The 16,460-nt window shown below is 68.2% G+C and carries 9 protein-coding genes; 1 reads left to right on the top strand and 8 read right to left on the bottom strand.

The genetic code is table 11. The annotated features are described in order from the left end of the window. Position 1: 1 nt before the first annotated feature. The 4 genes from brxC to brxE are packed head-to-tail and all read right to left on the bottom strand — an operon-like array spanning position 2 to position 5,636. A complete protein-coding gene (brxC, locus tag WME83_RS19150) occupies positions 2-3,622 on the bottom strand; it encodes a BREX system P-loop protein BrxC (protein ID WP_437320721.1) in 3,621 nt (1,206 codons plus the stop codon). A gap of 7 nt (positions 3,623-3,629) precedes the next feature. After that, the gene (locus WME83_RS19145) at positions 3,630-4,268 is read right to left on the bottom strand and encodes a BREX protein BrxB domain-containing protein (RefSeq protein ID WP_437320720.1); all 639 of its coding nucleotides are present in this window, start codon (positions 4,266-4,268) and stop codon (positions 3,630-3,632) included. Next, the gene (locus WME83_RS19140) at positions 4,265-5,050 is read right to left on the bottom strand and encodes a DUF1819 domain-containing protein (protein WP_437320719.1); all 786 of its coding nucleotides are present in this window, start codon (positions 5,048-5,050) and stop codon (positions 4,265-4,267) included. The genes WME83_RS19145 and WME83_RS19140 overlap by 4 nt, the downstream gene beginning before the upstream one ends. A 16-nt stretch (positions 5,051-5,066) precedes the next feature. Then, complete coding sequence (gene brxE / locus WME83_RS19135; protein ID WP_437320718.1) at positions 5,067-5,636, bottom strand: BREX-6 system BrxE protein; 570 nt, start codon at positions 5,634-5,636, stop codon at positions 5,067-5,069. Between the two features lie 367 nt (positions 5,637-6,003). On the opposite strand from brxE, the gene WME83_RS19130 reads away from it, so the two are divergent. Beyond that, positions 6,004-8,892, top strand: a complete 2,889-nt coding sequence (locus WME83_RS19130) for a DEAD/DEAH box helicase family protein (RefSeq protein WP_437320717.1) — start codon at positions 6,004-6,006, stop codon at positions 8,890-8,892. 69 nt (positions 8,893-8,961) lie between these two features. On the opposite strand, the gene WME83_RS19125 is transcribed toward WME83_RS19130, so the two are convergent. From WME83_RS19125 to WME83_RS19110, 4 genes are all read right to left on the bottom strand, one after another. After that, positions 8,962-9,423: a hypothetical protein gene (locus tag WME83_RS19125; protein ID WP_437320716.1), complete on the bottom strand. Its 462-nt coding sequence runs from the start codon at positions 9,421-9,423 to the stop codon at positions 8,962-8,964. A gap of 326 nt (positions 9,424-9,749) precedes the next feature. Then, a complete protein-coding gene (locus tag WME83_RS19120; protein ID WP_437320715.1) occupies positions 9,750-11,564 on the bottom strand; it encodes a hypothetical protein in 1,815 nt (604 codons plus the stop codon). Next, entirely contained in the window at positions 11,561-15,532 is a 3,972-nt protein-coding gene (locus WME83_RS19115; protein WP_437320714.1) for an RHS repeat-associated core domain-containing protein, read from the bottom strand. The genes WME83_RS19120 and WME83_RS19115 overlap by 4 nt, the downstream gene beginning before the upstream one ends. Positions 15,533-15,688: 156 nt before the next feature. Continuing rightward, positions 15,689-16,096: an SNF2-related protein gene (locus WME83_RS19110; protein ID WP_437320713.1), complete on the bottom strand. Its 408-nt coding sequence runs from the start codon at positions 16,094-16,096 to the stop codon at positions 15,689-15,691. Between the last annotated feature and the right edge of the window lie 364 nt (positions 16,097-16,460).

Raw genomic sequence — 16,460 nt, 5'->3', positions numbered from 1 at the left:
GTCACACGATCCGTACGCGGGCGCCCTGGTCGAGCAGCGGGCCGATGCGGTCTTCCAGCTCGCGGAACACCGCGCGGAGCTGCTCGCGATTGGCCACTTCGCGGCCTCGCAGGTGGGTCTCGACCTTGACCACCTGCCGATCGGTCTGCTTGCTCAGCTCCTCGTCGAGCCGGTCGTTCGAAAGCTCCTCAGCGGGCTGGATGCGGCTCGCGAAGCGGTCCCGCACCTCGACCAGCGTGGGCGAGACGGCCTCCGCCGTCGTGTCCACCAGGACCTCGGCGATCGGCCGGAGGACGCGGTGGGCCTGGTCGGCGTCGAGCTGCGCGAAGCCCGGCCGCGTCTTCACGCGGCCCCGCACCGCCTCCGTCTGCGCGTTCTGTTTGTTCAAGAGGCCCCGGCGGACCTCGACGTAGCGGGCGCGGATGCGCTCGATGGCCGGCTTGAGCTGGCCCGCCTCACGCCACGGGCGCGCGGCCGACAGGTGGCTCGCCACGACCGTGGCCTCGTCCTCGAGCCCGGCCAGCTCCTCCATCTGCCGGAGCTGCGACAGCTCGTGATCCCGGACGCGGGCGGCCTGGTTCACCACCTCGATCGCCTCGGGCGTCAGCTCCGCGCTGCACACCCCGAGCTGCTCCAGGCCGTCGCGGAGCACGTCGAGGTTCAGCTTCACTTCGAGGACCGTCTGCTGGACGAACCGCGAGCGGCAGCAGTCCTCGAGCGCGCGCCCGAACTTCTGGAGCGCCTGCGGGAGCGTCGGACGCCCCGGGAGCGCGTCGAAGCGCCGCTCCAGCTCCCGCAGCCGCTCGCGGTACGCCGGGAAGTGGAGGAACACGGTGTCGGCGATCGGCTCGTCCTCGGGCTCCTGGTCGACCTGGAGGTACTTCTCGAACAGCTTCCGGATGGCGATGCGATCCTTCTGCGTGATGTCGCCCTCCTTGGCCGGGAAGAACTCGGCCCGCCGGAAGCTCCGGTCGCCGCTGAAGAGGTCGCGAACGCCCGGATCCTGGTGCGACTTGATGTCGGTGCCCTGCTCGGTGCGGATGCGGATCTTCTTGCCACGCAAGAGACCCGCGCAGCAGGCCTTCACGAGATCGGGCGCGTACCCGTACGGCGGGCTCACGAACGTGGCCACGAGCGTCTGGCCGGAGAGCCCTCCATTCTGCGCGATCTCCTGGGCGATGCGCGTCGGGAAGAGCCCGGCACACGAGGCGACGTACTTGCCTGCATCGAGGGAGAGGATGCCGAGCCCGCCATCCATGAACTTCGTCGACGGCCCCGCCAGCTCCTTCTCCAGGAGCTGGTTCAGCTCCGCGGGGGAGATCGCGATCTCCGAGAAGTGCGGGTACAGGTCGGGGAGAATCCGTCCGGCCATGCTGGCGAGGGCCGGGCCGAACGCGCTCCCGGCGTCCCGGGGGCGAAGCGGCTGCCCGCGGAAGTACGCGGTGCCCTCGAGGAACGCCTCGGCCACGGCGGCCTTGACGCGCCCCTCCAGCTCGTCGAACCGCGCCTCTTCCTCGATGAGGAGGCGCTGCTTTTCGCGCGTGAGCGACTCGCGGCGAGGCCGGTAGCGCTCCAGCATCCGGTCGGAGCGGGCGAGCTGCCGCGCGTGCTCTTCGATGGTCCCCGACTCGCCGACGATCCAGAGGAGGCGGTTCCGGAGCTGATCCTGGTCGCTCTTCGGCACCCAGACGGAGGAGGCCCGCTCCTCTTTCTTGCCGAGAAAGCGGAAGTCGACGGCCACGGTCGAGTCTTCGCGGGCGTCCTGGAGCTTCACGTCGTGGGCGTGGCGTCCATCGGAGAACCAGAGCGTCCACGGGAACGGGCGCCCCTTCCACCGCAGACGCTCCTGCATCGAGCCCACGAGGTTCTTCAGCGCCTCCTGGGCGATCTTGCTGATCTGCTCCTGCGTGACCCCGATGTCGTCGCGCTCCCGCTGCCATTCCTGGCCGGCGGAGCTCTGAACCTTGAACCCGTGCTTCTCGGAGTACGAGAGCAGGTTCAGCGAGCGGAGCTTCTCCAGCGCCTCCGTGACCGCCTGGACGCGATTGCCCTCACCGAGCCGGCTGTAGAGGCAGGCGGCCACGAGCGGCGGCATCGTCGGCGTTTGCTCCTGGATCAGCTCCAGCAGGGCAACGGCCTTCGCCACGCGCTGGGCGAGCACATCGTCGCGGACCTGCGGGTCGTTGAAGAGGCGCGCGAGCGTCGTCTGCACGTCCGCGTCGAGGGCCGAGTGCTGGACCTCGAAGATGGCGTCGAGCGTGACGAGCGAGCCCACCTCGCCGTCCGCGAGCTTCTGCTCACGGAACAGCTCGCCGAGGAGCTGCAGGAGGCCGCGGATGGCGTGGTCGTCCCCCTGCACCCGGGTCGAGCGCGTGCGGAGGTTCGAGGTGATCTGCATGAGGAGGTCGATGTGCCCGGGGAGCATCGGGTAGACCTCGACGAAATCCTCCTCGGTGATCTCCTCGCAGCCGTAGCCGTAGAGCTTCAGGTCCCCGCGGTGCTTCTGGAACAGGTCCCGGAGCGTGCCCTCGAGCTCGGGCTTCTTCTTGAGGAGCCGCTTGTGGACGACGTCGCGGATGTTCGTCGTGCCGAGGTGGACCCGCAGGTGCGTCGGGAAGCGATCCTTGAGCTTGCCGAGGTTGTTGCTCTCCGCCTGGTCCTCGAGCTTCTGCTGGCCGGTCGCGAACAGCCACACGCGCCCTTTGAGCCGCTGGCCCAGCTCCGACACGAACGACTGGAGCTTGAGCATCCGGCTCTCGTCCTGGTGGACGTACTGGCTCACCTCGTCGACGACGACGAACAGCGTCTTGTTCTCGCGAATGTGGAGCATCGCGTCGATGGCCTCGACGACCTCGCGGACGCTCGTGCCCGCGCCCGTCCGCACGCCCGCCCGGCTGTCGATCCAGCTCGTCGGATCGGGGTAGCGGTCCGGCTTCATGACGTGGAGGACGTGCGAGAAGTGGTCGTCCGCCTGCTCCTCCTCCTTCGCGACCTTCCAGTCCTTGCCGAGGGTCTTCCTCGCGACCTGCAAGAAGGTCTCCCACTCGTTGTCGCGCTCGAGCCGCAGCTCGAAGTCCGCGACGAGGTTGCTCTTGGAGCAGTACCCGAGCCTCGCCTGAACCAGGCGGAGCACGGCCGAGTGGATGTGCTCGCTGTCGCGGGCCACGCCGCCGATGTCGAAGACGACCGCCATGGGGTTCACGAGCTTCGCGAGCGCCTTCCACGCCTCGACCAGCTCGTCCCGGCGAGGGGAGTCGTCCCGTTGGAGGAGCGCGGACCAGAGCGGCGTCCCGTCGGGGAGCTCGATGCCGTCGAGGGAGAGCCCGAGGAGCTTCGCGAAGCTCGACTTACCGGAGCCGTAGAAGCCGGAGATCCAGGACGCCGGCAGCTCGGGACCGGTCTTCTTCGCCATCTCGTGGGATATGCCCCGGAGCAGGTGAACGAACTGCTCGTGGATCCCCGACTTCACCCGTCGCGCGCGCGGGTCGCCCTCGCGGTAGCCGCCCGTGATGATGTATTCGCCGACCTCCTCCTGGAGCTTCGCGGGGGACTGCTCGTGAAAGTACACGACCGGCGGGATGTCCCGGGTCACATCGGCGACAAACAGGTCTCGGATCTTCATGGCACCTTCACGGATAGATGCGGGGGCGGTAGTCGCGGTCGGCGTCCAGCTCGCCCATGAACGAGAGCGCGCTCGTGTCCTTGCGCTCGCCCGGGTAGAGCAGCACGACGGGGATGTTCCGCGTCTTGCCGTCGATGTGCTTGAGCAGCGCGGAGGATCGAAAGAAGGGATAGAGCGCGCCGGCACGGCCGATGAGCACGAGGGTGCGGTCGGCGCGATCCGGGTTCTGCTGCGCGAAGTCGGCGATGAGCTTCGCCACGTCGGCGGCGATCCCGTTCGGCCCCTCGATGTGAGGAGCGATCTTGTCGCGCAGGTACTCCAGCGCTCGCTCGGGGCCCTTCTCGTAGAGCCGCCGCTCCCGGCCGATGAGCGCCGCGACGTTCCCCTCCCCCGTCGCCCGGATCCGATCGAGCAGGAGCTTCTGGAGCGAGATGGGCAGGACGCCCCAGTCCTCGGCGCGCAGCTCGTCGGTGAGGCGGCGCATGTGCTGCCGGAGCTTGAACTCGTCCTTGGGGCGGTACGGCAGGATCGCGAAGCGGTAGTTCCGCATCGTGCTGATCTGGGGGCCGTCCTCGGCGAGCAGATCGCGCCGGAGCGCCGCGACGGCCTCGTCGAGCGAGTCCCGCTGAAAGAGGGGTTGGGTCATAGCGTCGCCTCCGCCCACGCGCCGAGGGTTGGCGCCTCCCACTCGAACTCGGTGAGGTGCGCCATCCGGCGGAATTGGATTCCCGGAAGAGCTCGGAGCCGCTGATCGAGGGCGCCTTCGACGAGGCTGACGGACGCGACGTACGGGTTCTCGGTCAGGGTCCCGGCAAAGCGGATGCCTCGCAGGAGGTGCAGCAGGTACGCGAGCGCGAGATCGGACACCTTGGGCAGCAGGAGCGCCCGAGGATCGCGCTTCGGCGAGATGAGGCCGGCCTCGGACGCGGCCGAGAGGAGCTTGCTCGCGAACTGGACGCAGGTCGCCGCGGACCACCGATCGGGGAATTCGTTCTTCACCCACCGGAGCACGATGTCCCGATCCACCTTTGGATCCCGGAGGGCTCGGCGCTCGACAAGGAAGCTCCCGGTGAAGCGCCGGTACAGCGGATCGGAGAGCTGGAGGTGAAAGTGGCAGATCACCTGCCTCGTCGAGGCGTCCATCGAACGCCACCGCCGGAGCACCCCGAGCGCCTCCGGGAAGGCGTCGTAGCGGTGCACGAAGCTCGAGAGGAGGAAGCGGATGCGTTCGAGGCTCTTGCTCCCGAACCAGCGCTGCTCGAAGGCTAGGAGGGCGCGGTCGGCGACGGGCACCGCGGGGTCGATGTGCTCCCAGTACGAGCGCGACTCCTCGATCCCCAGGGCGAGGCGGAGAATGCGCGTGTGGATCTCCGTCGCCTCGGCGGGGCGCTCGGCCGGCGCGCCCGTGAGGTCTGTCGCGTTCGTCACGGCCTCCACCCCTCGGTCACCCCTCCAACTTATAGAACGGCAGCGGGTACTGCTCGGCGAGCGGGACGAGCGCGGCGCAGAGGCGCCTGACGAGCACGTCGGGCGCGTCGGGCCGCTTGCCCTTGAGCTGCCGCCCGTTGGGCACCGTCGTGAAGGCGACGTCGCCTCCCTGGAGCGCCGAGACGAGCTTCTCCTTCGAGAAATCTGCGGTCAGCGGAAGCGATAGCGGCAGGGCCTCGGCGGGCGGACGAACCGAGCGCTTGTGGGCTGCGAAGCGATCGCCGAGCTGCTCGTCCACCTCGAAGCCGAGGAAGTAGAGCGTCCGCATCTTGTCCGGATCCGCCATCTTGGCGCGAGCCTTCGCATCGGTTCGCCGGGCCGCTTCACGCACGGCTTCGAGGGACGCCCAGGCGTGCGTCTGCGGAAGGAGCCGCGCGAAGAGGTCGCCGCCGCCCTCGTCGTCGATCAGATCCGTATCCCACCAGCCGAGGCGGCGCGGTGAGCAACGGCCTTCGCCCGCCCACGCGATCGCGACCTGCAGCGCGAGGATCGCGTCGAGCATCTCATCGGGGACCAGCGTCGTCATGCTGGCCGTCGACGTTACGCTTAGGTTGCCGCTCTGATCAAGGTTCGTTAGCGTCGGCCCTCGTGCCCCGTCGTTGCCAACGATCGGAACCGACCGGTCTGATCAGGCTGCCGAAGCCTCGAAGCGGCTGGGCGTCCGGCTGTCGACGATGCGCCGGTGGGACGGGAGCGGGAAGCTTCCTACCCGGTGCCACCCAGTCGACTCGCATCGCATCGACCTGCGCGAGGACGTGATGAAGTCGCTGAAGATGTGCAATTTTTTCGTGTAGACATTGACATCTACTTGCCGGTACCACTCATGACGAGGCCCAGTCCGCGCCCGCCACTGAGCCACCTTGGGCGCACGGGCGGGGAGAAGCGACGCAAGAATGAGCACTTGGCACCGCCATTACAAGCTGACGGGTGCGCGCGATCACGGTACCGGGCGGACGCCGGCGGCCCACCAGAAGGAAGCGCTGGATAAGCTTCAGACCTGGTACCGGGCCAAGCCGCAGCAGGCAGGCGGTATCCTGGTCTTGCCGACGGGCGCCGGCAAGACCTTCACCGCGGTACGGTTCCTGTGTACGGGACCTCTCTCCGATGGATACAAGGTGCTATGGCTCGCCCATACGCACCATCTGCTCGAGCAGGCGTTCAGCGACTTCGGACCCAAAGACACAGCGCCTGGCGCGGGAGAGGTCGCGAACATCAGGGGTTCCAGGGAGACCCTCGACGTCAGGGTCGTATCGGCCACCGTGGGGCACTATCAAATCAAGGAAATCGAGCGGACCGACGACGTCATCATCACGACGCTCCAGACAGCCGCGAACGCGCACGCCAAGGGACACCAAAAGTGGAAGGCGTTCCTCGACTCGGCCGAGGGAGGAAAGCTGTTCGTGGTCTTCGACGAGGCGCACCACGCGCCCGCCCCCACCTACCGGGAGCTGATCCAGAGCCTCCGAAAGCAGCACCCGCGCATGATCCTGCTCGGGTTGACGGCCACGCCAACCCATACCGACGAGAGAAAGCAGGGATGGCTGCCCCGGCTGTTTCCGCAGAAGATCCTGTACGAGGCCCGAGTACCCAGGCTGATGGCGGACGGCATCCTGGCGCGCCCGCTCATCGAGGAGCCGCAGACGCACGTCGTCCCCGAGTTCGACGACGACGCCTACCGCAAATGGAGCGGCACGTACCGCGATCTGCCGGAGAACATCATCACCCAGCTCGCCAACAACCGCGAGCGCAACGCGTTCATCGCCGACTGCTACGTCCGGAACCGGAAGCGCTACGGCAAAACGATCATCTTCGCAGATCGATGGTTCCAGTGCGATGCGCTGCGGCAGGCGCTGCGCAAGCGCAACGTCCGGGCGGACGTCGTCTACTCCCACACTGAATCGGATCCCGGGAGCGCGGAGGCGCGCAACCGTCGCGACAAGACCGAGAACGCCCGCGTGCTCGCGGCGTTCCAGCGCAATGAGCTCGAGGTCCTGATCAATGTCCGCATGCTCACGGAGGGGACCGATGTACCCGACGTGAAGACGGTCTTCCTCACGAGGCAGACGACGAGCCGGATCCTGCTCACCCAGATGATCGGTCGGGCGCTGCGAGGACCGAAGTTCAAGGGCACGAAGGATGCTCACATCGTCTCGTTCATCGACGATTGGAAGCACGCGATCAACTGGGCCGGCTACGGCGAGCTCGCAGGTGAAATCTCCGACTCTCCGAGCAAGCCCCGCGCCGACAGGGCGCCCCTCCAGCTCATCTCGGTGGAGCTCGTCCGCCGGCTGGCGCGTCAGCTCGACAGCGGCCAGAACACCGCGCCTGGGCCGTTCCTCACTCTCCTGCCGGTCGGGTGGTACCGGGTCAAATTCGCGGACAGTGTCGCGGCGAGCGACAGCGTCGAGAACGTGCAGCGCCTCGTCATGGTCTTTGGCGACGAGCAGCAGGGCTACGAGCGTCTCTACGAGGAGCTGGGTCCGCGTGATCTGGCCGGCTTCGCGGCGGAGGACGCTCGCATCGAGAGCTGTCGAGCCCAGCTCGACCGATGGAAGCGGCGCTTCTTCCCGGGCGCGGAGGATCAGCACCCCGGCGACCTCGCCGACGATCTCTTCGACGTGGTCCGACACATCGCCCAGAACGATGCTCTCCCGGACTTTTTCCCGTTCGAGGAGCGCGACTCGCACGATCTTGACGCGCTCGCGGACACGTTCATCAACGAGCGGCTCGATCGCCTCGCCGAGCATCGAGCCCTCGCAGAAGAGTTCGCTCGCCAGGACCGACTCTGGGAGGTGCTTTATCGCAGCTACGAACAGTTCAAATCCCAGTATGACGCCTGCGTCAATCGCATCTTGAACGTGGGGCAGCCGGTCGTTTCCGCGGATGACGTCTATCGCACCGGCAGGCCGCCCCGCGCGCGAGAGGCGTCCGACGACGTCAAGCAGGAGGTGCTGACGCGAGACGGGTATCGCTGCCTCTGCTGCGGCGAGGACAAACGTCGCCTGCTCCAGGTGGCACACATCAAGGCGAATTACCATGGAGGCGAGCACTCGCCCGAGAACCTCCAATCGCTCTGCGGCACCTGCAACCGACAGCAGGGCCTGGAAGAGCTCTCGTTCCGCAGAGATCGCACACCCCTCACCGCCCCCGGCCCGTCTCATCCGGTGCAGCCACCGGGCCTGCGCGACGCCTCGAACCTTGACGCATGGGAGAGGTTCCTTCGTCGGAAAATCAATTTCTTTTATCAATGCGCTGCGGTGACGGAGGTGCAGGTAACGCAGCGCGGCTCGCCCTCGGAACGCTGGCAAATCTGGCTGGCGACCGGGAATGACGCGCGGTGGCTCAAGCCCTACCTCAAGAGCCTGCTGCGTGAGATCCACGACAGCTTGCGCGAGGCCGGCTGCAACTTTCCCACCACCATCTCCGTCGATACCGCCCGCGCGCCGAGCGTCGCACCGCAGGGGCGCGCGGCGCGAGGCAGGACCGCAGGCGACGTGGGGCCATCGCGCCGCTCGCCGGCTTCCGGCGCCCTGCCTGTGCCGCTGAAGAACATCAAGGTCGACTCGATCGTGTGCGTCTACGTTCCCGATGACAGGCTGTTCGGAAACAAGCTATGGAAAGGTCACGTGAGGTGGATCGACCGTGATGCCAGGCGGGTCGGGATCTTCACTCCCGCGGACAACAGCGAGGCGGAGGTGTCCGCAGAATCCATTTACCCCGCCAGCCTCCTCGGTGGGGACACCGTGAGAGATCTGGAGGCCTCGTCGCGCGGCGCTGGATAGGAGCGCCAGGAGGACCTCTTGGCGCACCTCGCCGGCAACCTGAGCGACGCGGAGGATTGGGATAGGCGCTCAGTCAGCTTCGCGCCGACGCCGACGGAGACCGGTGTGCCGCGCGTCATAGTCGGGCAGCCGCTCAAGAACGATCGCGATCGCCTGCCTCGCGTCCTCGGCGGCGAAGCTCTGATCGTCCGCCATGCCCGGGTACCGGACGCGGTGATCGAGCCGGCGTCCACCCAGCTCCGCGCTCCAGCCCGGCAACGCGATGGCGACGATCAGACGCTTGTACATCCACGCAAACGTCACCTCGCAGAGCGTTCCGGCGCCGCCGCCGACGGCGACGACGGCGTCCGCGTGGGCGACGAGGCCGTTGCGGGCGTGGTCGAGGCCCGTCGCGAGGACGATGTCGACCCACGCGTTCGCCTCGCCCGGATCGAACTGGGGCAAGATCCCGATGGTGTCGCCCTCGCGGTACCGCGACGCCGGCGACATTCGATAGTGCGAGCCGTCGAGCCTCACGGAGTCTGCGGACACCGATGGCCAAGACGCCAAGCCCCCGACCACGGCGGGTCGACTCGGCACTAGCGCGAGCGCCCAATCCGCACCCCGAAATTCGTGGGCCCCCACGCAGCCGCGCCCGGGTCGAGCTGCGTCATCCCCAAGGAGCTCCAGCACCGCCGCGCGGAGCGCGGGGCTGGGATCGTCCATCCGGGCGATGACCGCGCCGCGGTGCTGCCCCTGGGCCCAGAGGTCGCGCAGCCTGCGCCGTCGCTCCGCGGGCTCGAGCACGGAATCTCGGACATCGCTCGCCAGCCCGGCGAGTCGGCCTTTCACCTGCTCGATAACCGCCGGCTAGGACATCATCGGCCGCGCACGGGATCGCCGATCCAGAGGCTCGGGGCGCCGGGTCGGCCGTAGACACGGAGCTCACGCCGCGAGCGCCGTCGCGCGTCGTCGTGGAGCGGGGCGCAGAGAGCAGGCGGTTCACTCGGCATGGGGCGGTCCTCCATGGGCCTGGGAGTCCGAAGGGAGAACGTGGCCCCCGGCGCGGCGTCGAGGACACCGCGGAGCGCTCGCACGAGATCAGCGAGCTGCGCCGTGACGACGACCGTGCGCGGCCGCCCTGCTGCATAGAAGAGGTCGCTCACCTGCTCGTAGATCTCGATCTCCTCCCGTAGCCAGACGGAGGCATAACGGTCCGTACCGGGCCCGAGCACGGGCACATGGAACGCATCCGCCAAGGCTCCGCCGACACGCTCAAACGTCTCGAATGAGAACGGGCACGACGGAGAGACCCGCCCAGCGGTGAAGACTCGTTCGAAGTACCTGGACCAGGATGCAGCGACGGGCGAGGGCGGCAGCCCGATTTCCCTCGCGTCCACGTACAGCGTGCCTTCTTGATCCAGGTAATAGTTGCTGTCGCTGTCCGTCGCATGGCCGACGTGCACGAGCCGCGTAGCCATCGACCCCTCGATGGCTCGCAAGGCGAAGCCGCGCTTGACGTGAGAATAGATCCCCCAGGAGAGCCCAGCGAAGGTCAATCCACCGCACGTCCTCTCGAACGCCGCGATCGGTTCGGACAGCTCCATCCCGGCGGCATGGAACAGCGCGGCGAGCTCTCCGGGCGAGCAGGTGTCGTCCGCACTCCACCGGAGATCGATGCTCGCGTAATAGGCCAGCGTGCGGTCGGAGAGGTACGGGCGCAGCGCCTCGAGCGGGTTCGCATAGTCGAGCACCATGCGGCCGTCGTGGTAGAGTTGCTCCGCCTTGAGGACGCGCCCTGCGTGCTCACGCAACACCTCGATCTCGACGTCACCGCCCGATCGCTTGACGTAGACGTATCCGGCCTGCCCCGGCTCCTCCGATAGGGTCCGAATTGCACCGCGCGCGCGCCGCTCCTCGGGAGAGAGCGGCCGGGGGGCCTCCTCCGGCGGGCGAGCATCCTCCAGCACTTCGAGCCCCGCCAGGTCGACGCCGGCCTCGTCGGAGGCGGCGCCGCGAGCCGTCTCGATGCAACGGGCCACGTCCGCGAGCGAGCTCGTCCAGACGAAGGTCTCGCCTGCGAGATCGTCACGGAGCGGGTGACCATCGGCGATCACGCCCCCCGGATAGACCCAGTAGGTGTGGGAGGCGTCGCTTGCTTCCACCGCCGGCAGCGCGGCCAGCGCCTCGGCGAGCCGCGCGCCGAGGCGCGGGCGAAAGGCGGCACGGATGCGGTGTGCCTCGATCGGCTCGCGATCGGCGAGCAACGCGAGCACCTCGATCAGGCCGCGGGCCGACGCGGCCACAGGCGCGCCGCTCGCGTGCATCAGGGCGCCTCGCTCGTCGCCGAGCAACGGGAAGGTCCGGCCGCCGAGGCTCGCCAGGCCGACGGGGACGGCGAGGATCGCGCCGGATGGGGCACGAAGCGGCGGGGCGCGCATCGCCGGATGGTCGGCCCCAGGGAAGAGCCACAGATCCGCCTGTCCGGGCGCGCGCCGGGGACCGATGCCGGCGAGCTGCGCGTGGAGCTCGAAGAGGACGTCCCAGGTTGGCAGCCGCGCTCCAGCGAGATGGCGGCGGAGCTCGTCCAAGCTCAGCGACGCGCGCTCGTCGCGGGGACCGAGATCGAGCGTGGCGAGAGCGCGCGCTGACAGGCTCTCCAGGAACTCGTGTCGTTTCGGCTGGACAATCATGCGGTATCGTAGCCCGTCTTCAACGTGTAGCCCTCGGGGGGCTTGTAGTTCGGGTTGGCCTGAGTGAAATTCGTCGGCTCGCCCCCTCGGTTCAGCTCCGGCCCGAGACCCCTGCGGATGGCCTTGGGGTCTGGCGCCCCCCACCGCTCGTGGAGGTTGGCGAGGAGCTGACTGCAGTTCGGGCACGGCGCGCGCTTGACGCCGCCCTCTTCCTCCGAGCGAATGGCCGTGATCGAGCCGAGGCACTTCTTGATCTCGTCGTGGTCGTCGGGGTTATCAGGGTCGAGCTTGCGGCCGATCTTGCCCTCCCAGTTGCGAATGTGCTGGGAGAGAGCGCGCGGCTCTCCGCAGCTCGACGGATCATAACGTCCCGGGTAGGGCCACCCGCCGGCGTCGTTCCTGGGCGGAAACGACTGCTTCACGATGTCATGGATGTCTCCGCTCGACTCCGTGCCGGCGCTCCCGACGCTCACGCTCTTCGAACGGCGCCTGCCCCGCTTGTCCGTCTGATCCGAGGTGACTGTCGTGATCACCGACGCGAGCCCGTCCGGGTCCATCACGCCGAGCGGCTGGTTGTCGGCGTACGCGAACGCGCGCACGCCGCCTTGCAAGCCGATGGGGTCCGCGCTGATGTATCTCCCCGACTCCGGGTCGTAATAACGAAATCGGTTATAGATGACGTCCGTCTCCGGGTCTGCGTACTGGCCGGGGAAGCGCAGCGGCGTGTCCGCCTTTGCTGCCGCGTCCGGCGCCGCGCTCCCCCACACGGAGACGTCCATGCGTCCAAGGAGATCGCCGCTCCCGGAGACCAGGAGATCCGGCCCCTGGCTCAGGTCATTGATGTAGTGCACCCATTCGCCCGTGGACCGCTCCTCCCCGCGGACGACGGCGTCGCGATGCGCGAGCGGGACATGTGTCTCCGGCAGGAAGCTGTAGGTCCGCTCCTCGACGGTCGCTACCCCGCCGACGTTCCGCAGCTCATGCAGGAGCAGATCGCCATCCCACACGAACCGCGTCGTCGCGGTCGTGCCGTCCTGCGAGGAGACACGCTTTTGCACCCGCCTCGCGAACGCGTCGTACATGAACGCGATCCGGCGCCCATCGGGCGTCTCGATCGACTCGAGCAACCCACGACCGTTCCAGCTGTAGGACCACGCTCGGGCGGCTTCGGGGGCGTCTGCCGTCTTCTCTTTCCTGACCAGGCGCCCCTCCTCATCGTAGGTGTACGCGGTCGTCCCGCGCTTCAACAACTTGCCGCCGTGCCCGTAGACGCGCGGCTCCGCTCCGGGCCCAGATTCGTAGAGATCGCCTGACTCATCGTAGCGGAACAGCTCTGCCCTCGAATGCTCCGGGATCCTGGCGACGACCTGCCCCAGGAGATCGTACGAGAACGTGGTCCCGCCCTGCTGCATATCCCACGCTTGGATGACGTCCCCCGCCAGCGAATACTGAAATGCTCGATCGCTCGTCGTTCCCCACGGCAGCTCTCCCACCCAGGCAGGTTGCCCCGAGGCGATGACGGGCTGGCGCGCAGGCATCAGGACGCGCTGCCGCGTCACACAGCCCATCGCGTCCACCACACGCTGCATCACGCCTCCGCCGGGGAGGATGCGCTCGAGCTCGTGGCCGGCCGCATCTCGACGGAACTCCACCGGCGCGGTTCCACCCAGGCTCACCTCCGCCGGAAGGCCCATCACATCGTACGTCACACGCTCGACATATCCGAGAGACGAACGCTTCTCGCGGCGCCGGTCCATGGCATCATAGACGTTGACAACGGCATGCGAGACCCCCGCGACCTCCTGCTCCTCGCGCGTCATCCGACCGCGCCCGTCGTATGCGAACGAGCAGCGCACGTCGCCGTTGTCCGCCTCGAGGAGCCTCCCCAGAGGATCGTACGTGAAGACGTCCTTCGATCCGTCGTGGTAGGAGCGCTCGACGATCCGCCCCGCGGCGTCGTACGCGGTCTCGGTCGGCTCGCGCGCGTCGCCCTCCATGCGCACGATGCGACCGAGCCAGTCCAGTCGATACCGTACTCGCCGCCCGTCGAACGTCTCCTCCTCCACGATCCTGCCGGCAGGATCTCGCTTGATCCGGTGCACCTCGCCGCGCTCGTTGACGACCTGCACCAGCGCTCCCTCGCGATCGTAGCGGTAGCGCATCCGCTGCCCATCGGGTTTCCGCAGCTCATGGACCACATCAAGCCCGCTCCAGCAGAGCTCGTAGCGGCGGCCGTCGGCGCCGGTGACGGCGCTCAACCTGCCGTTGCGATCGTACTCGTACGAGAGCTGCCCGCCGTTAGGCAGATGGACCGCGCGCAGCTCGAGACGATCGCCGTACGTGAACCGCGTCTCGAACCCGCGCTCGTCCGTGAAGCCGAGCACGCGCCCGATGTAATCGTAGCGGACCTTCCGGACACCTCCGTTCGGCTCTCGCACGAGGACGCGGTTTCCGGCGTCATCATAGCCGAGGAGCGTGGTGCCGCCGTCGGGCAGCGTGGCCTTGACGAGCTGGCCCCGCCGATCGAACTCGTAGCTGGCCGCGTTTCCCACCTCGTCGTCCACGGAGACGAGATTGCCGCGCAGATCGTAGGCGTATCGCGTCGCGTGCCCGAGCGCGTCGACCACCTCGGCCAGGAGGCCGAGATCGTTGTAGCCATAAGAGGTCATCGCGCCGGAGGGATCGACGGCGCGCACGACACGACCGGAGGGGTCCCGCTCCCAGCGCCAGGTGGCCTGGTACGGGTCGGAGTAGGCCGTCATCCTGCCGGCATGGTCGTACGAGTTCACGTGGACGCCGCCGCCGATCACCGCCCGATCGGCCCGCCCGTGCTCGTTGCCGAAGTATCGGCGCACGCCGCGCGAGTCGGCGACCTCCACGTACCCGTGAGGCCCGAACTCGAGCTTGCAGTGGTGCACGCCTCTGGCGCGCGTCACACCGTCGGCGAGGAGCGACGGTGCGTCGCCACAGAGGCTCTCGTCCACCTTTCCCGGATACTCCGCCCATGTCTCGATGCACCGACCCACGCGGTCATAGCGGTACTGGACGCAGAGCCCCTCAGGATACGTGTACGACGTGAGGAGGTGGTCGTCGTACGAGAACCGCGTCGCGTGACCGGCGCGGTCGACCGCGGCCACGAGATCTCCGTTCGCGTCATACTCGTAGGTGCGGAAGGCCGTCCATCGGCCCTGGTGCTCGCTGCTCTTCACCTCGAACGCGGCGATGCGTCCGCCTCGGTGGCGCCTCACGCGGATGAGCCGCCTCGCGCTGTCCAGGATGGCGTCGAGCGCTCCGTCTCGATATCGCAGCTCGATCGTGTTGTCGTTCCGGTCGACCATCATCGAGAGGCGAAACCGCGAGCGGTCGCGGTCGTGCTCGGAGAACACACGGACGATGCGTTCGTCCGACGCGAGCGAGTATCCCCATTCATGCCGGGTCAGCGTGCCTCTGGGGGTCGGGAGGCTCTCGCCGACCGCGGGCAGCGCTCCCTCCGAGAAGGTGCCTTCCGGGTTCCAGAGGCGCACCGTCCGTCGCCGCTGTTCGATCTCCCAGGCGAGGCTGTGCGACCAGCCGAAGCCAAGGCCCACGTCGCGCTCTCGGGCGGCGCTCGAGTAGTGCCGTTCGATGACGAGCGGCAGCGGCCCCGGCAACCCGAGATCGATCGCTGGAACCGTGTACACCCGCCCAGTGAACACGTCGACGGGATCGCCCGCCGACACCGAGCCACCATTGCCATGAGCCGGATTGGGGCACCCGGCGCCCGAGCCCTGGCCGCAGCCCTTCGCGCTCTTCCCTCCGCCCTTGGCGTCCTTGCCGCCGTTCTTACCGTCGCCCCCTTGGCCGCCGCCGTCGCCCTTCCCCCCGGGCCCTCTCCCTCCGCCGCCTGAGCCTCCGCCGCCCAGGATCCAGACGCCGGGGTTCATGCCGGGGATGGCGGGGATGTTCGGAATGGGAGCCGTCCGTGCCACGAGCCGGATGCTAACCTGGTCTGCGGAGGGTGCACGAGCCCTATCAGGTCGGCCACGAGGGCTGCTCCGGAAGCGCGTCGACCGCTGTGCGGGGAGACGGAAGGCGACCCGCGGCCGTGGAGCATCCCCGTGCCCACGCCGCAGCATGGGCGGATCCTACAGGTCGAGCTTCCTGAAGCGCTTCTCCATCTCGCCGCGCCACTGGAGGCAGAGGGAAGCGGGGCAGACGACGAGGACGAAGTCCACGCGCTGCCGGAGCTCCAGCTCCTGCATCACGAGCCCGGCCTCGATGGTCTTGCCGAGGCCCACGTCGTCGGCGATGAACAGGTTCGCGCGCGGCAGCTCGAGGGCCTTCTTGCGCGGCGTGAGCTGGTGGTCGAGGAGCTTGATGCCGGCCCGGAACGGCGCCTGGAAGAGGTCGGCGCGCGTGGCCGTGACGCTGCTCCACTTGAGGACGTGGAAGTAAGCGGCGAACCGGCGTGGGGGGTCGAGCGAGGCGACCGCGCCGAGCCCCTCAGCTTCGGGCTGGAGGACCTTCGCGCCGAGCTCGATCTCCCAGAGCACCGAGAGACGAACGCCCTGCGCGTCGTCGTCGAGGCGGACCAGGTCGACGCGGGTGGCCTCGTTCGGGGCTTCGGGCGTGACGACGTCCTCGACGAGGTACTGGCGCTGCCGGACGCGGAGGGCGAGGAAGCGGGGGACGAGGAGACAGACATCGACATCGGGGTTCCACGCGCCGCGTAGAGCTGGGCGCGCACGGCAAGGTACGCCTCGAGAACGACACGGTGAGGATTGTTCTGTCGACGGTGTCCCCCGGAGGCGCGCGCCGCTCGCAGGACCTGCTCCTGGCGCTTACCCTCGCCTGGACCGGGCAAGAGCAAAGCGGCAGCAGTTCGTGCCGGCGGCGACGGCGCGCGACGGGGATCGA

Origin of the sequence: Sorangium sp. So ce385 (assembly GCF_051474135.1) — a bacterium.
Lineage (GTDB): Bacteria > Myxococcota_A > Polyangia > Polyangiales > Polyangiaceae > Sorangium > Sorangium cellulosum_D.
Note: the sequence above shows the minus strand (reverse complement) of the source record. Positions and strands in the feature narration are given on the sequence as shown.